Source organism: Flavobacterium sp. (assembly GCF_044339515.1).
In the GTDB taxonomy this organism is placed as follows: domain Bacteria; phylum Bacteroidota; class Bacteroidia; order Flavobacteriales; family Flavobacteriaceae; genus Flavobacterium.
Genome location: NZ_JBIIVK010000033.1, coordinates 1 through 16718, shown reverse-complemented (window position 1 = coordinate 16718; position 16718 = coordinate 1). Strand labels below are relative to the sequence as shown.

Genomic DNA, 16718 nt, shown 5'->3' with positions numbered 1-16718 from the left:
AAAATTGTAACTCATTGAATACCATTGTTGGAACATATGAATGTAAAGTCGATGCCAAAGGAAGGCTGCTTTTGCCTGCTCCTTTGAAAAAGCAGTTGGCTGCGTCATTGCAAGATGGTTTTGTATTGAAGCGGTCTGTTTTTCAACCTTGTTTGGAATTGTATCCCATGGCAGAATGGAATATTTTGATGAATAAAGTCAACAAATTGAATCGCTTTGTTAAAAAGAACAACGATTTTATCAGAAGGTTTACTGCCGGTGTAAAAGTGGTCGAAATCGACGCATTGGGTCGTTTGTTGGTGCCAAAAGATTTAGTGGTTTTTGCTTCTATTTCCAAAGATATTGTGCTGTCTTCAGCGGTTAATATTGTAGAGATTTGGGACAAAGATTTGTATGAAAAGTCAATTGATGATGCTACAATCGATTTTGCTGATTTGGCAGAAGATGTAATGGGAAATGTTAATGATGATGACAATGGACTATCATAATCCGGTTTTGTTAAAAACATCCGTAGAAGGTTTAGCAATCAAGCCGGATGGTGTTTATGTGGATGTGACTTTTGGTGGTGGTGGGCATTCAAAAGAAATTTTGAGTCAGTTAGGACCAAATGGAAAACTATATGCTTTTGATCAGGACGAAGATGCAATAGTGAATGCTTTGTCTGATGAACGATTCAAATTAATTAATGAAAATTTTAGAAACATCAAACGCTATTTGCGATTTTATGGTGTCAAAGAAGTAGATGGAATTTTGGCGGATTTAGGAGTTTCTTCTCATCAATTTGATGTAGCCGAAAGAGGTTTTTCAACCCGATTTGATGCTGAATTAGATATGCGAATGAGTCAAAAAGGCGAGTTAAATGCTTTTATGGTGGTTAATGAATATGATGAAGCTACTCTTAAAAAAGTATTTGCAGAATTTGGCGAACTATCGAATGCTGGAGCAATTGCTAATACTATTGTAAATGCCAGAAAAGATGTTCCAATCAAAAATACAGAACAATTAAAACAAGTTCTTTCAAGATTTTTGCCGGCTCACAAGAGTCATAAAATTTTGGCTCAGATTTATCAAGCCATTCGAATTGAAGTCAACCAAGAAATGGAAGTGTTGAAAGAATTTTTAGAGCAATCATTAGATATTCTTAAACCCGGTGGAAGATTAAGTGTCATTTCCTATCATTCTCTCGAAGATCGTTTGGTGAAAAGATTTATGAAAAACGGCCTGTTTGAAGGAGAGCCGGAACGAGATTTTTTTGGGAATTATTCTGTGCCTTTTAAATCCATTGGAAAGTTGATTATTCCCGATAATGCTGAAATTAAAATAAACAACCGAGCTCGTAGTGCCAAATTGCGAATCGCTGAGAAAAAGTAAATGAAAGCCGGTATATATGACATATTAAAAGCAAAATTTCTGGTTAATCAGGATGCAGTCAAAAATTGGCGATTTATCGTTTTTCTAATTGCCTTAGCGATGATCATGATTGCCAATATTCATCATTACGAAAAAAAAATATTCAGAATTGTTGAGTTGAATAAGGAAGTTAAAGAATTACGTTCAGAATTTGTAGATCGTCGTTCAGAATTAATGAAATTAAAAATGGAAAGTACGATTTCAAAGAAAATGGAAGAGAAAGGAATATTTCCCTCCAACGTGCCTCCAACAAAAATAAAAGTGATTAAACCAAAAGAAAAAACATTAACAGAAAAAATATGGAAGTAACAGATAAACACATCTCTTACCGAATTTATTTGGTCGCCGTAGTCGTCTTTTTGATGGCTATAGGGATTACTGTTAAATTAACTAATATTCAATGGGTTGAGGGTGAATATTACCGCAAGTTGGCCAAAGAACGAAGTGTAAAAAATTTTGTAATTCCCGCAAACAAAGGAAATATTTATTCTTCTGATGGAAGTTTATTAGCAACATCTATACCCAATTACAAAGTTCGTTTTGATGCCATGGCTCCTAAAAAAGAAGATTTCAATAAAAATCTTCAACCGCTTTGCGACTCGTTATCAAAATTGCTAGGAAAACCATCTCAATTTTACAAAACAGAATTTCTTCGTGCAAGATCAACTAGAAATCGGTATTATTTGGTAGCCAGAAATCTGAGCTATACCGACTACATGAAAATCAAAAGTTTTCCTCTTTTTAATAAAGGAGCTTATCGTGGCGGAATTATTACCGAACAAAAAACTGTTCGCGAGCATCCTATTGGTTTAGTTGCAGAACGTACCATAGGTTATGAACGAATCAGACCAAACGGAACTCCTGACGGAAAAGGAATCGAATGGGCGTTTAGAGATTATCTAAACGGGAAAGATGGAAAACGACTTATGCAAAAAATGGCAAAAGGTCAGTGGAAACCTATACGCGACGAAAACGAGGTTGAACCCCAAGATGGTTATGATATTATTTCAACTATTGATGTTTACATTCAAGATATTGCTCACCACGCTTTGCTAAAGCAGTTAGAATACTATGAAGCGGAACACGGTTGTGTAGTGGTTATGGAAACTAAAACCGGTGAAGTGAAAGCCATATCTAATTTAGGAAGAGATAAAGACGGTAATTACACCGAAACGGTCAATTATGCGGTAGCCGAATCACACGAACCGGGCTCTACATTCAAATTGATTGATTTAATTGCTCTTTTTGAAGATAAGGTGGCTGACACAAGTGATATATATGATACAAAAGGTGGTGAAATCACTTATTATAACAGAAAAGTACGTGACTCTAAAAAAGGAGGTTACGGAAAAGTTTCACTAGGAAGAGGTTTTGAATTGTCATCTAATACCGTTTTAGTGCAAGCGGTTTATAACAATTATAAAAGTAATCCACAGAAGTTTGTCGATCATATCAAACGAATGAAATTACATGAGCCGCTAGGTTTACAAATAAAAGGAGAAGGAAAACCAAAAATTCCACAACCGGGCGACAAAGATTGGTACGGAACCACTTTACCGTGGATGGCTTATGGTTATGGAGTTTCGATGACACCATTGCAAACATTAACCTTGTATAATGCCGTGGCTAATGATGGTGAAATGGTAAAACCTTTATTTGTAAAAGAAATTAAAGAATGGAATAAAACCATTAAAAAGTTTGATAAAGAAGTAATAAATCCAAAAATAGCTTCTCAAGAAACATTGGATAAGATAAAAGCGGTTTTAGAAAAGGTAGTCAAAAAAGGAACTGGTTCTAAACTGTATTCCAAAGATTTTTCAATGGCAGGAAAAACAGGAACGGCTCAAATGGGTTATTCCGACAAGGCTAACTTGTACTATGCTTCCTCATTTGTGGGCTATTTCCCGGCAGATCAACCAAAATATTCGTGTATTGTTGTGGTACATAAACCCAGTAAATCAAAAGGATATTACGGTGCAGATGTTTCCGGACCGGTTTTTAAACGAATTGCTCAAAAAGTGTTTACCGATGTTCCTTCAACCAACGAGGTGAAAAGTTTGGAGAAAAATATTCCTATTCAGGATAAAAATTATGATACCTATTACGCCAATTCTTCCAAAGACTTGAAAACAATTCCAAACGTAAAAGGAATGTCCGGCATGGATGCAATTGCCTTGTTAGAAAATTTAAAAATAAAAGTAAAAATCATTGGAATCGGAAAAGTAAAAAAACAATCCATTCAACCCGGAGAACCTTTATTAAAAAATAGTACCATCATATTAGAATTATCGTGATAACCTTAAAAGACATATTATATAAAGTTAGCATTGAAGCGGTGAAAGGTTCAACGGATGTGGCCATTGGTAAAATTGAGTTTGATTCCAGAAAAGTGGAGTTGAATGATGTTTTTGTGGCGATTCGCGGTACCATTTCCAACGGTCACGATTTTATCGAAAAAGCTCTTAATCAGGGTGCGGCAGTAATTGTATGTGATACTTTTCCGGATTTAATAGTCAATGGCGTAACCTATATTCAAGTAAAAGACACCAATTTGGCATTGGCTTTTTTGGCATCGAATTATTATAACAATCCATCTCAAAATTTAAAATTAGTTGGAATTACAGGAACCAATGGCAAAACAACCATTGCTTCGTTGTTGTATCAATTATTTAAAAAAGCAGGCTATGAAGTTGGTTTGCTTTCCACCGTAAAGATCTTGGTTGATGAGGAAGAGTTTCCTGCTACACATACCACTCCGGATTCTTTGACCATAAACTATTATTTGGCTGAAATGAATAAAGCAGGAGTAGAGTTTTGTTTTATGGAAGTCAGCTCACACGGAATTCATCAAAAAAGAACGGAAGGTTTAATTTTTTCTGGAGGAATTTTCACCAATCTTTCCCATGATCATTTAGACTATCATAGTTCTTTTGCCGAATACAGAGATGTAAAAAAATCATTCTTTGATTATTTGCCTAAAACGGCTTTTGTGTTAACGAATATAGATGATAAAAACGGCACTTTGATGTTGCAAAACACAAAGGCAAAGAAATTAACCTACGCTCTAAAATCGTATGCTGATTACAAGGCTTCCATTTTAGAAAATCAGTTAAGCGGATTATTATTAAAAATTAACGGAAACGAAGTTTGGGTCAAATTGATTGGAACTTTTAATGCTTATAATTTGTTGGCAATATATGGAACTGCTGTTGAATTAGGTTTGGATAGTCTAGAAGTTCTTCGATTATTATCTGAACTGGAAAGTGTTTCGGGACGATTTCAATTCATCGTTTCAGAGGATAAAATTACCGCCATTGTGGATTATGCTCACACACCCGATGCATTGGAAAATGTATTAGGAACTATCAATGACATTCGAACCAAAAACGAACAATTAATCACAGTGGTTGGCTGCGGAGGAAACAGAGATAAAACAAAGCGACCCATCATGGCGAACATTGCCTCCACAATGAGCAATAAAGTGATTCTAACCTCTGATAATCCAAGAGATGAAGATCCAACCGATATTTTAATGGATATGGAAAAAGGAGTTGAGCCACAAAATCATCGTAAAACATTATCCATTTTAGATAGAAAACAAGCCATCAAATTAGCATGCCAATTGGCAAAACCAAACGATATTATTCTGATTGCCGGAAAAGGTCATGAAACTTATCAGGAAATCAAAGGAGTTCGTCATCATTTTGACGACATGGAAACCGTAAAAGAACTATTAGACGAACGAAACCAATAGAACCGATATGCTGTATTATTTATTTGAATATTTAAACAAAACACTCGATGTTCCCGGAACAGGAGTTTTTCAATACATTACGTTTCGTTCCGGTTTGGCGGTTCTTTTGTCGCTTTTACTTTCTACGATTTATGGAAAAAGAGTAATTAATTTTCTTCGTAATCAACAAGTAGGCGAAACTGTTCGTGAACTTGGTTTAGAAGGACAAACGCAAAAAGCAGGAACACCAACCATGGGCGGTCTCATTATCATAATGGCTACCTTAATTCCTGTTATTTTGTTGGCAAAATTAGATAACATTTACATCATACTATTAATTGTGACTACACTTTGGATGGGAACAATCGGTTTTATTGATGATTATATCAAGATTTTTAAAAAGGATAAACAAGGTTTAAAAGGTAAATTTAAAGTTATTGGTCAGGTTGGTTTAGGCTTGATAGTGGGTTCTGTATTGTATTTTAATCCGGGTGTAACCGTAAGGAAAGATACACAACGAACAAACATTTTACAACAAAATACCGAAACAATGATTTCTTCTATTCCATTGGAAGAAAAATCAACAGCAACCACAATTCCTTTCTTTAAAAATAATGAATTTGATTATGCCGATTTGTTGTCGTTTTTAGGCGATGGTTACGAAACATGGGCTTGGTTGATTTTTATTCCGATAGTCATTTTTATCATCACAGCCGTTTCAAATGGTGCCAATTTGACGGATGGGATTGATGGTCTTGCCGCCGGAACTTCCGCTATTTCAGTGCTGACATTAGGCATTTTTACATTCGTTTCTGGTAATATCATTTTCTCTAATTACCTCAATATTATGTACATCCCGAATTCAGGTGAAATGACCGTGTTTATCTCCGCGTTTGTGGGTTCACTCATAGGATTTTTATGGTACAACAGTTATCCGGCAGCCGTTTTTATGGGTGACACAGGTAGTTTAACCATTGGGGGAATTATTGCCGTAATCGCCATCGCCATTCGAAAAGAATTACTAATTCCGGTTATCTGCGGAATCTTCTTAGCCGAAAATTTATCAGTAGTGTTGCAAGTAAGCTACTTTAAATACACCAAAAAGAAATTCGGCGAAGGAAGACGAATTTTTCTCATGTCGCCCTTGCACCATCATTACCAGAAAAAAGGCTATCACGAAAGTAAGATTGTAACCCGATTCTGGATTGTTGGCATATTGTTGGCCATATTATCCATCGTAACCTTAAAACTAAGATAATGCGATTGGTAGTGCTTGGCGGAGGAGAAAGTGGGGTGGGAACCGCCATTTTAGGAAAGAAAAAAGGATATGATGTTTTTCTATCCGATTTTGGTAAAATAAAAGATAATTACAAAGAAGTTCTGTTGCTTAATGAAATTGATTGGGAAGATGAAAAGCACACCGAAGACCTCATTTTGAATGCCGATGTGGTGATGAAGAGTCCCGGAATTCCTGATAAAGTGGCAATAGTAAAGAAATTGTATGAAAAGCAAATTCCGGTGATTTCAGAAATTGAATTTGCAGCACAATTTACAGATGCCATCACTATCGGAATTACTGGAAGTAATGGAAAAACGACAACCACTATGTTAACCTACCATCTCCTTAAATCAGGTGGTTTAAATGTGGGATTGGCTGGAAATATAGGAAAGAGTTTTGCGTGGCAAGTGGCGGATGAGGATTTTGATGTGTATGTGCTGGAGTTAAGCAGTTTTCAGCTAGACGGCATCATTAACTATAAACCGCATATCGCTATTCTTACCAACATTAGTCCAGATCATTTGGACAGATATGAATATGTGTATGAGAACTATATCGAGTCAAAATTCAGAATAACAATGAATCAAACCGAAGATGATTATTTGATTTATGATGCAGATGATGAAGCAACAACAAATTGGTTAAAAAACAACAAAACAAAAGCACAATTAATTCCATTTTCGCTTAATAAAAAGCACCAAATGGGGGGATTTATAAACAACGACACTATGGAAATGTACATCAACGAAGAAGAATTTACAATGGAAACCAAAACAATGGCTTTGGAAGGCAAACACAACATGAAAAACGCAATGGCAGCAACTTCTGTGGCTCAACTGATGCGAATTAGAAAGCAGACCATCAGAGAGAGTTTGTCCAATTTTCAAGGTGTTGAACATCGTTTGGAGCGTGTATTGAAAATTCAAAATGTGCAATACATAAACGATAGTAAAGCAACCAATGTAAATGCTACATTTTTTGCTCTAGACAGCATGTCCACACCAACTGTTTGGATTGTTGGTGGAGTTGATAAAGGAAATGATTATTCAGAATTAATGTCGTTGGTTCGTGAAAAAGTAAAAGCCATTATTTGTCTAGGTGTTGATAATAAAAAAATTATCGATGCTTTTGGAAATGTTGTTGATGTAATGGTGGAAGTTACGTCTATGAGCGATGCCGTTCGAACAGCTCAACATTTAACCGAAAAAGGCGATACGGTTTTATTATCACCGGCTTGTGCCAGTTTCGATTTGTTTGAAAATTATGAAGACAGAGGTAGACAATTCAAGCAAGCAGTTCGGAATTTGTAGGGAGTTGGGAGATGGAAGAAAGAAGTTGAAATAGAATAACGAATTTTTTGTCATTTCGCAGGATGACGAAGTCGAAATAGAAATCTCCTGCGAAGCAGGCAGTATTCAACAATAAATTAATAAACATGTTAGCACTAATAAAAAGTTTAAGAGGAGATAAAGTCATTTGGGCATTAATTGCCTTGCTGGCACTATTTTCTTTTATGCCTGTATTTAGTGCGAGTAGCAATTTGGCTTATGCCGGAAAAGGCACCGGAAATACCGTAAGTTATTTGATTAAACATCTTGTACACGTAGCTCTCGGATTTTTCATTATATACCGAATTCATAAAATTCCGTACCATTATTTCAGAAGCATTTCTAGAATTTTATTGCCTTTTATTTGGCTATTGCTTGGTTATACTCTATTTAAGGGAACGGTAATTGCTGGAGCAAATGCAAGTCGATGGATTCAAGTGCCTTTTGTTGGAATTTCGTTTCAACCTTCTACTTTAGCGTTTATTGTGTTGATGATTTTTGTAGCTCGTTATTTATCAAAAACCAGAGAAGAACCACTCACATTTAAATCGTCATTCATTGATTTATGGCTTCCGGTCGGAATTACATTGATGTTTATTCTACCGGCTAACTTTTCAACAGCCGCATTAATTTTTTCAATGGTTCTAATGTTGGTCTTCATCGGAAAGTATCCGTTAAAATATATTGGAGCTGTGTTGGGAATAGGAATTGTATCATTGGCATTTTTTATTCTGATAGCCAAAGCATTTCCAAATCCGTTAACAACTCGTGTCAATACATGGGAAGCCCGTATCGAACGATTTTTCAATGATGACGTACAAGATCCGGATGAAGTCTATCAAATTGAAAGAGCCAAAACAGCTATCGCAACCGGTGGAGTTTATGGATTAGGACCGGGAAAAAGCGTTCAGAAAAACTTTTTACCCCAATCTTCTTCCGATTTTATTTATGCCATTATTGTTGAAGAATTTGGATTAGCCGGCGGATTAGCAATTCTTGGAATTTATCTTTTGCTGTTTTTTAGAATAGTAATTGCCGCCCACAAAGCCAATACTTTATTCGGAAAATTAGTCGTCGTCGGACTCGGTTTTCCCATCGTGTTTCAAGCGATGATTAATATGGGAGTTGCAGTAGAATTATTACCAACAACCGGACAAACGTTACCACTAATTAGTAGTGGAGGAAGTTCAATTTGGGTAACTTGTTTGGCGTTGGGAATCATCATCAATGTGACCAAAAAAGAAGAGGAAATTGCTGCCGAAAATAAAGAAAAAGCCATGCGTGATACCGCTCTTCAAAAAATGATTGATAAGCAATTGAAAGAAGATGAAGAGTCTTTGATAAAATCTGAAGAACAGAAAGAGGAAGATTTTTCTATCGAAGATAATCCGATGAATGCAGTTTTAAACAAAAGTTAAGATGAGCAGTTTTAAATTCATACTAAGTGGTGGCGGAACCGGTGGACATATCTACCCGGCGATTGCTATTGCCAATGAATTAAAGGCTCAATTTCCCGATTGCGAAATTTTGTTTGTTGGTGCAAAAGACAAAATGGAAATGCAAAAAGTACCGCAAGCCGGCTATCCAATAAAAGGATTGTGGATTGCAGGTTTACAACGAAAGCTCACTTTACAGAATCTACTATTTCCGGTAAAAGTTATTGATAGTTTAATAAAATCAAGACGAATCATAAAATCATTCAAACCGGATGTGGTTATAGGAACCGGAGGTTTTGCGTCAGGTCCTTTGTTACGTGCTGCGGCTGTGATGAATATTCCTATTGTGGTGCAAGAGCAAAACTCTTTCCCGGGAATTACAAATAAAATTTTGAGCAAAAGAGCTTCTGTGATTTGTGTAGCGTATGATAATTTAGAACACTTTTTTCCAAAAAATAAAATAAAATTAACCGGAAATCCTGTTCGAGAAGATTTGCTTTCCATTGATAATAAACGATTGGATGCGTTGACTTACTTCGCTTTAGATGCAACCAAAAAGACTTTGTTGGTTTTGGGAGGAAGTTTAGGCTCGAGAAGAATCAATCAACTTATTGCAAAAGAATTGGATTTTATTACCAATCAGAATATTCAAGTGATTTGGCAGTGTGGTAAACTTTATTTTGACGAGTACAGTCATTTTAATGAAAAGTCCTATGTAAAAGTTGTTTCCTTCATCGACAGAATGGATTTGGTTTATGCGGCGGCAGATATTATTATTTCCCGTGCCGGAGCATCGTCTGTTTCAGAGCTTTGTTTGGTGGGCAAACCGGTCATTTTTATTCCGTCTCCCAACGTAGCCGAAGATCATCAAACCAAAAACGCAAAAGCAATTGTAGATAAAAACGGAGCAATTTTGTTAAAAGAAAGTGAGTTAGACGGGAAATTTCAATCTGTTTTTACTCATCTAATTGACGATGAAAATCATCAAATAGAATTAGGAAATCAAATCAGGAAATTGGCTAAACCCAATGCAACGCAAGACATTGTTAAAGAAATTAGTAAACTAATAAAAAAATAAAATCCTAAAACTCCCCTCTCCTTTGGAGAGGGGTTGGGGGTGAGGTATATGAATCTAAATCAAATCCATAACGTTTATTTCATCGGAATCGGAGGAATCGGAATGAGTGCTCTTGCTCGCTATTTCAGTTTCTTAGGAAAAGAAATTGCCGGCTACGACAAAACCGAAACTGAACTGACCAAAGAATTGGAAGCGATCGGAATGCAGATTCATTTTGATGATACAATCGATAAAATCCCATCCCATTTTAACAAAGAAAACACATTAGTTATAATCACCCCGGCTGTTCCAACTTCGCATAGCGAATGGAATTTTTTCAAAGAAAAAGGCTATGTCATTAAAAAAAGAGCAGAAGTCTTGGGAATAATCACCAAAGATACTTATTGTTTTGCTGTTGCCGGAACACACGGAAAAACAACAACTTCCTCAATTCTTGGTCATATTTTGTATGAATGTGGTGTGGATGTCACTGCTTTCTTGGGCGGAATTGTAGAAAATTATAATTCCAACCTTATCGGAAACGGAAAAACGGTTACAGTGGTAGAAGCCGATGAATTTGACCGCTCGTTCTTGCATCTTCATCCAAACATGGCATGCGTGACATCAATGGATGCCGATCATTTGGATATTTATGGAAATTCAGATGAAATTGAAGCAACATTTGTTGAATTTGCTGATAAAGTAGAAGATAAAAAATTGCTTTTCACGCCCAAAAGTTTACCACTCAAAGGAATGAAAATTGCCATTGAAGAGGAGGCCGATTTTACCGCCTTTAATATTAGAATAGAAAATAGTGCTTATGTTTTTGATGTAAAAACACCATCGGAAACAATTAAAAATATACATTTCAATTTGCCGGGAAGACACAATTTAATGAATGCTCTCATGGCTTTGGCGATGGCTAAAACATATGGATCCCCAACCGACGGTATTGCCAGAGCTTTGAGTACATTCAACGGAATTAAAAGACGTTTTTCCTATCAAATTAAAACAGAAAAATTGGTTTTTATTGATGATTATGCACATCATCCTACTGAAATAAATGCGGTTCACCAAGCCGTTAGAGAATTGTATCCCCTACAAAAAGTGTTGGCTGTTTTTCAACCGCATTTGTTCAGTAGAACGAAAGATTTTGCCGATGATTTTGCTAAAAGTCTTTCGCAGTTTGATGAAGTCATTTTATTGGATATTTATCCGGCCAGAGAACTTCCCATGCTAGGCATTACCTCGGAATGGTTATTGTCAAAAATTGAGAATCCAACCAAAAAATTAGTGTCGAAAAATAATTTAATAGAGGCAATTTTAGCCTCTGATGCAACCGTAATTGTAACCATCGGAGCAGGTGATATAGGTGAATTAGTTAAACCAATAAAAGAGCGACTAAATGAAAAAGTATTTTAACTGGACAAACTTGCGTTTAGTTCTGATAGTCATGCTTTTGGCTTTTTTATATGCATTTACTTCCAAAAGAAATGACAACAGGAAATTACAAAATGCTACCGTAGAATTTCAGGATGGCGAGCAACTTTTTATTACACATGAAACGGTTAATAAATTGTTAATAGAAAATAAAAAAGATGCTTCCAGCATACGGAAAGTTGCTTTAGATTTGAATAATTTGGAAAATACCATCAATCAGCACGACATGGTTGAAAAAGCAGAAGTTTTCGTGAGTGTAGATGGTCATTTAAAAGCAGTTGTCAAGCAGAAGACACCAGTTGCCAGAATATTTGAAGGAAGTGGTTCGTATTATATTGATTATAAAGGAACTAAAATGCCGTTGTCAACTATTCATACTGCACGTGTTCCGCTTGTTTCGGGGGGGATAAACGACAAAAATAGAGACGATTTAAACAAATTATTTCGAATGATTCACGACGATGAGTTTTTGAAAAAAAATATCATTGGCATTCAAGTTTTGCCGTCCGGTAGCTTGAAAATGAAGAATAGAAATTTTAATTACGATATCGATTTTGGAAAAACCATCAACATGGAAAAGAAATTTAGGAATTACAAAGCCTTTTTTCAAAAAGCTGTTCAAGACAGTTCCATTCACGGTTACCAATTAATAAATCTGAAGTTCACGCAACAGGTAGTTTGCACAAAATAGAAGCACATGAAAAATGAAAACATCGCAGTAGGTTTAGACATCGGTACCACAAAAATTGTGGCCATGATTGGTCGTAAAAACGAGTATGGCAAACTCGAAATCTTAGGTGTGGGAAAATCCAAAAGTTTGGGTGTTCACAGAGGAGTGGTTAACAACATTACGCAAACTATTCAATCCATCCAAACGGCTATTGCAGAAGCAGAAGAAAATTCGGGCTACATGATTAAAGACGTTGTAGTGGGAATTGCGGGTCAACATATCCGCAGTATTCAGCACAGCGATTATATCAGCCGCAGTAACCCGGAAGAAGTGATTTGTGATAAAGATATTGAACAATTGATAGGACAGGTTCACAAATTGGCTATGCTACCGGGCGAAGAAATTATTCATGTGTTACCCCAAGAATTTAAAATCGATGGTCAAGCCGAAATCAAAGAACCTATCGGAATGTATGGCGGTCGATTAGAGAGTAGTTTTCATGTAGTGGTGGGTCATGCTGCTTCCATCCGAAACGTGGGTCGATGCATTCAAAGTGCTGGAATTGAATTGTCCGGTTTAACCTTAGAACCACTTGCTTCATCCGATGCGGTTTTGAGCCAAGAAGAAAAAGAAGCAGGTGTAGCCTTGATTGATATTGGTGGAGGAACCACTGATTTGGCGATTTTTAAAGATGGAATCATTCGTCATACAGCTGTAATTCCTTTTGGTGGAAATGTGATTACGGATGATATCAAAGAAGGTTGCTCAATTATTGAAAAACAAGCTGAATTATTAAAAGTTAAATTCGGATCAGCTTGGCCGGGAGAAAATAAAGACAACGAAATTGTTTCTATTCCAGGATTGAGAGGGCGTGAGCCAAAAGAAATTTCATTAAAAAACCTTTCAAAAATAATTAATGCTCGCGTAGTTGAAATTATTGAACAAGTTTTTGATGAAATTAAATCCTACGGATGTGATGATCCTAAAAAGAAACTAATTGCAGGAATTGTTTTAACAGGTGGCGGTTCGCAATTAAAACACATCAAACAATTGGTGGAATACATCACAGGAATGGACACCCGAATCGGTTATCCGAATGAACATTTGGCCGGAAACTCTGACGAAGAAATGTCAAGTCCGTTATATGCTACTGCGGTCGGATTAATGATGAACAGCATCAATAATAACACCAAAAGTGCTATTTTGATGTCTGAAATGGAACAATCGCTTCCAAAAGAAGAAGTTGTTGAAGAGCCTAAAAATGAGCCTGTTGCCGAAGCCCCAAAAGCAGCAGCCCCAAAAAATGAAAGTACCGAGAATAAAATCAAACGTTCTTTCTTTGATAAATATGTAGAAAAGATTAAAGAATTTTTAGATAATGCGGAATAGACCTAGTTCTGTAGTATTGAAAAATTTAGAATGAATTAGAAAAACCAAGTAGTATGATAAGCAACTCAGATTTTGGAAGCATTTCATTTGATTTACCTAAAAACCAATCAAATGTAATTAAAGTAATTGGTGTTGGCGGTGGTGGAAGTAACGCCATCAACCACATGTTTAAACAAGGGATTAAAGGAGTAGATTTTGTTGTTTGTAATACGGACTCACAAGCACTTCAAAACAGTCCTGTGCCTAATAAAATTCAGTTGGGTGTAAATCTAACCGAAGGATTAGGTGCCGGTGCAAATCCAGAAGTAGGTCAACAATCTGCTTTGGAAAGCATGGAAGACATTGATAAATTATTAGACAGTAACACCAAAATGATTTTCATCACCGCAGGAATGGGTGGTGGAACCGGAACCGGTGCTGCTCCAGTAATTGCTCAAATGGCCAAAGAAAAGGATATTTTAACGGTAGGAATTGTTACCATTCCGTTTCAATTTGAAGGTAAAGTTCGCTCCGAACAAGCAATGTCCGGTGTGGAACGTTTGCGTAAACAAGTGGACTCACTTATCGTTATCAACAATAATAAATTAAGAGAAGTATACGGGAATCTTGGTTTCAAAGCAGGATTTTCAAAAGCTGATGAAGTATTAGCTACTGCCTCTCGTGGAATTGCAGAGGTAATTACACACCATTATACACAAAACATCGATTTAAAAGATGCTAAAACCGTGTTGTCCAATAGTGGAACAGCCATCATGGGTTCTGCCATCGCTGAAGGCGAAAACAGAGCGAAAGATGCTATTGTTTCTGCGTTAGATTCACCGTTATTAAACGACAATAAAATTACAGGAGCCAAAAACGTATTGTTGCTTATCGTTTCGGGTTCAACTGAAATTACGATTGACGAAATCGGTGAAATTAACGACCATATTCAAGCGGAGGCAGGTTACAATGCTAACATTATTATGGGAGTTGGTGAAGATGATTCATTAGGTGATTCTATCGCCGTAACCATCATTGCTACGGGTTTTAATGTGGAACAGCAGAAAGAGATCGTGAATGCTGAGCCTAAAAAAATAATTCATTCGTTAGAAGAGAATCAAACCAATACGATCGATTTGAGTCAAAAAGCGGTGGCTCCAATGACAGAAGTTTCCTTTGAAAAAGAAACACCAAAAGCTGTTTCAGAAGACAAAATTGTTTTTGAATTGATTGAAGAATTAGAAGTTATTGAACCTAAAATGGTTTCAGACTTAATTCCAACAACCGATTTTATCAAGAATATTGATGTTGCTTACGAAATTGTTTCGCCTTTTTCGGATAATCATTTGTTTGCTACAACGCAGGAAGTTCGCGAGATAATCGTCAAAGATCCTGAATTTGTGATTGTTGAAAAGGAACAAGTAACCTTGTCTTTTGATTTATCAATTGAAAAAAAGGTTGAAGCAGAAGCAGAAAAAACAGTGTTTTTTGAACTTGACCCAATTGCTACAAACGAAATCATTGTGAATGAACCAAAGCAGGTTATTCCAATGACCGAAGTGAATGAAACCGGCGTAGTGCGTTATTCTTTGGAAGAATACATGGAAGTGGAATCCGAATTGTTGAATTCTAAACCAATTGTAAATGTGGTAGAAGAGCCAATCAATGAAGAAATGAATATTACGATGAAAAAAGTTGAAACACCTTCTGCTTTTTCACCTTCATTTGATGAAATCAATCCTATAACAGAGTTAACCATCGAGGAGACGTTAAAAATGCGTGCCGATGAAAGAAGAAAAAAATTAAAAGAATTCAATTATAAGTTTCATAACAATTCGTCTCGTTTGGATGAGATGGAAAAAGTACCGGCTTACAAAAGAATGGGAGTGGATTTACCAACAAATTCACCTATAAATAATCAATCTAAAACTTCGTTAGGAACGGATAGTAATAATGATGCTCAATTGCGATCAAACAATTCTTTTCTACACGATAATGTGGATTAACTAACTCAAACAAATCCTTTTTAGCCCGAAAATCAGCACATGGTTTTCGGGTTATTTTTTTTATCTTTGCATTCCGTTAAAAGCGAGTTTTAAAAGTAATCTTTTTTAAAAAATATAAACATGAGTCTGCAAAGCCAAATTAATGAAGAAATTAAAAATGCAATGCGTGCCAAAGACACGTTAGCATTAGAAGCATTACGAGCTGTAAAATCGGCTATTTTGTTAGCGTTAACAGAAGGCGGAGCAAAAGAGGAGTTAGCTCAAGAAGATGAAATTAAATTGTTGAAACGTTTAGTTAAACAACGTAAAGACAGTGCGGCAATATATGAGCAGCAAGGTAGGGCAGATTTGGCTGAACCGGAAGTTAAACAAGCCGCAATTATCGAAAAGTTTTTACCCAAACAATTAAGTGAAGCAGAAGTGGAAGCAGTTGTTAGTCAAATCATTGCAGAAAATGGATTTTCTGGTATGGCAGCAATGGGTCAATTAATGGGAATAGCTTCTAAAAAATTAGCCGGAAGTGCAGACGGAAAAACAATTTCAACAATTGTAAAAAAGCTTTTAGCATAACATAAATTATTGTAGATTCGCACTCCGAAAATACAAAATGGCTGCGTAGTTCAACTGGATAGAATATCAGATTTCGGCTCTGAGGGTTGGGGGTTCGAATCCCTTCGCGGTCACGAATAAAACCAATAGGACGAATAAAATTTCCAAGCTTGCTTGAGAATTTTATTCGTCCTATTGGTTTTTCAAAGCGGAGCTTTGAGGGATGGCTGGAAGCAATCCTGTGGAGAACAATAAGAAAGCATATTCCAAATTGAATTGAATAACGTTTTTTTATCAATAATTTTTTCAAGATAATTTGTCTTGTCCTGAAATAGCGATACACAAACTTCATCGTTATGGAAAACCTTCAAGAAAATCGCTATGTTAAGCGAACCCAGAAAGACTACTCAATGTCTTTAAAGCTTCAAATTGTTCAAGAAAT

At 36.2% G+C, this 16718-nt stretch carries 14 protein-coding genes and 1 tRNA gene; all 15 read left to right on the top strand.

The window, feature by feature from the left end; all coding sequences use genetic code 11:
• Nucleotides 1-14 precede the first annotated feature (14 nt).
• The 15 genes from mraZ (at nt 15) to ACIQ0M_RS09885 (ending at nt 16410) form a co-directional block, all read left to right on the top strand.
• Nucleotides 15-488, top strand: coding sequence for a division/cell wall cluster transcriptional repressor MraZ (gene mraZ, locus ACIQ0M_RS09955; RefSeq protein WP_396151777.1), 474 nt, complete (start codon nt 15-17; stop codon nt 486-488).
• The gene (rsmH, locus tag ACIQ0M_RS09950) at nt 463-1371 is read left to right on the top strand and encodes a 16S rRNA (cytosine(1402)-N(4))-methyltransferase RsmH (RefSeq protein WP_396151775.1); all 909 of its coding nucleotides are present in this window, start codon (nt 463-465) and stop codon (nt 1369-1371) included. The genes mraZ and rsmH overlap by 26 nt, the downstream gene beginning before the upstream one ends.
• Entirely contained in the window at nt 1372-1719 is a 348-nt protein-coding gene (locus ACIQ0M_RS09945) for an FtsL-like putative cell division protein (protein ID WP_396151774.1), read from the top strand.
• Nucleotides 1710-3704, top strand: a complete 1995-nt coding sequence (locus ACIQ0M_RS09940; protein ID WP_396151772.1) for a penicillin-binding protein — start codon at nt 1710-1712, stop codon at nt 3702-3704. Before ACIQ0M_RS09945 ends, ACIQ0M_RS09940 begins: the two co-directional genes overlap by 10 nt.
• Nucleotides 3701-5164 (top strand): UDP-N-acetylmuramoyl-L-alanyl-D-glutamate--2,6-diaminopimelate ligase, encoded by a 1464-nt coding sequence (locus tag ACIQ0M_RS09935; RefSeq protein WP_396151770.1) that lies wholly within the window; start codon nt 3701-3703, stop codon nt 5162-5164. The genes ACIQ0M_RS09940 and ACIQ0M_RS09935 overlap by 4 nt, the downstream gene beginning before the upstream one ends.
• Nucleotides 5165-5171: 7 nt before the next feature.
• A complete protein-coding gene (gene mraY / locus ACIQ0M_RS09930; protein ID WP_396151768.1) occupies nt 5172-6401 on the top strand; it encodes a phospho-N-acetylmuramoyl-pentapeptide-transferase in 1230 nt (409 codons plus the stop codon).
• Entirely contained in the window at nt 6401-7732 is a 1332-nt protein-coding gene (gene murD / locus ACIQ0M_RS09925; RefSeq protein WP_396151766.1) for a UDP-N-acetylmuramoyl-L-alanine--D-glutamate ligase, read from the top strand. Before mraY ends, murD begins: the two co-directional genes overlap by 1 nt.
• A gap of 125 nt (nt 7733-7857) precedes the next feature.
• A complete protein-coding gene (locus tag ACIQ0M_RS09920; RefSeq protein WP_396151764.1) occupies nt 7858-9168 on the top strand; it encodes an FtsW/RodA/SpoVE family cell cycle protein in 1311 nt (436 codons plus the stop codon).
• A 1-nt stretch (nt 9169) separates the two neighbouring features.
• Nucleotides 9170-10264, top strand: coding sequence for an undecaprenyldiphospho-muramoylpentapeptide beta-N-acetylglucosaminyltransferase (gene murG, locus ACIQ0M_RS09915; RefSeq protein WP_396151762.1), 1095 nt, complete (start codon nt 9170-9172; stop codon nt 10262-10264).
• A gap of 48 nt (nt 10265-10312) precedes the next feature.
• Nucleotides 10313-11665, top strand: a complete 1353-nt coding sequence (murC, locus tag ACIQ0M_RS09910) for a UDP-N-acetylmuramate--L-alanine ligase (RefSeq protein ID WP_396151760.1) — start codon at nt 10313-10315, stop codon at nt 11663-11665.
• Entirely contained in the window at nt 11649-12374 is a 726-nt protein-coding gene (locus ACIQ0M_RS09905) for a cell division protein FtsQ/DivIB (protein WP_396151758.1), read from the top strand. Before murC ends, ACIQ0M_RS09905 begins: the two co-directional genes overlap by 17 nt.
• A gap of 6 nt (nt 12375-12380) precedes the next feature.
• Nucleotides 12381-13742 carry a cell division protein FtsA gene (gene ftsA / locus ACIQ0M_RS09900; RefSeq protein WP_396151756.1) on the top strand — a complete coding sequence of 454 codons (1362 nt, stop codon included), beginning with the start codon at nt 12381-12383 and terminating at the stop codon, nt 13740-13742.
• A gap of 53 nt (nt 13743-13795) precedes the next feature.
• The gene (ftsZ, locus tag ACIQ0M_RS09895) at nt 13796-15727 is read left to right on the top strand and encodes a cell division protein FtsZ (protein ID WP_396151754.1); all 1932 of its coding nucleotides are present in this window, start codon (nt 13796-13798) and stop codon (nt 15725-15727) included.
• A gap of 120 nt (nt 15728-15847) precedes the next feature.
• Nucleotides 15848-16297, top strand: coding sequence for a GatB/YqeY domain-containing protein (locus tag ACIQ0M_RS09890; RefSeq protein ID WP_396151752.1), 450 nt, complete (start codon nt 15848-15850; stop codon nt 16295-16297).
• 39 nt (nt 16298-16336) lie between these two features.
• A tRNA-Arg gene (locus ACIQ0M_RS09885) sits at nt 16337-16410 on the top strand.
• Nucleotides 16411-16718: the final 308 nt, after the last annotated feature.

What these genes read in the sequence shown, in the direction of transcription:
- murC (WP_396151760.1), top strand. Translation starts at nt 10,313, where the DNA reads ATGAATCTAAATCAAATCCATAACGTTTATTTCATCGGAATCGGAGGA.
- ftsA (WP_396151756.1), top strand. Translation starts at nt 12,381, where the DNA reads ATGAAAAATGAAAACATCGCAGTAGGTTTAGACATCGGTACCACAAAA.
- mraY (WP_396151768.1), top strand. Translation starts at nt 5,172, where the DNA reads ATGCTGTATTATTTATTTGAATATTTAAACAAAACACTCGATGTTCCC.
- ftsZ (WP_396151754.1), top strand. Translation starts at nt 13,796, where the DNA reads ATGATAAGCAACTCAGATTTTGGAAGCATTTCATTTGATTTACCTAAA.
- ACIQ0M_RS09905 (WP_396151758.1), top strand. Translation starts at nt 11,649, where the DNA reads ATGAAAAAGTATTTTAACTGGACAAACTTGCGTTTAGTTCTGATAGTC.
- ACIQ0M_RS09945 (WP_396151774.1), top strand. Translation starts at nt 1,372, where the DNA reads ATGAAAGCCGGTATATATGACATATTAAAAGCAAAATTTCTGGTTAAT.
- ACIQ0M_RS09920 (WP_396151764.1), top strand. Translation starts at nt 7,858, where the DNA reads ATGTTAGCACTAATAAAAAGTTTAAGAGGAGATAAAGTCATTTGGGCA.
- murG (WP_396151762.1), top strand. Translation starts at nt 9,170, where the DNA reads ATGAGCAGTTTTAAATTCATACTAAGTGGTGGCGGAACCGGTGGACAT.
- murD (WP_396151766.1), top strand. Translation starts at nt 6,401, where the DNA reads ATGCGATTGGTAGTGCTTGGCGGAGGAGAAAGTGGGGTGGGAACCGCC.
- rsmH (WP_396151775.1), top strand. Translation starts at nt 463, where the DNA reads ATGATGATGACAATGGACTATCATAATCCGGTTTTGTTAAAAACATCC.
- ACIQ0M_RS09890 (WP_396151752.1), top strand. Translation starts at nt 15,848, where the DNA reads ATGAGTCTGCAAAGCCAAATTAATGAAGAAATTAAAAATGCAATGCGT.
- ACIQ0M_RS09940 (WP_396151772.1), top strand. Translation starts at nt 1,710, where the DNA reads ATGGAAGTAACAGATAAACACATCTCTTACCGAATTTATTTGGTCGCC.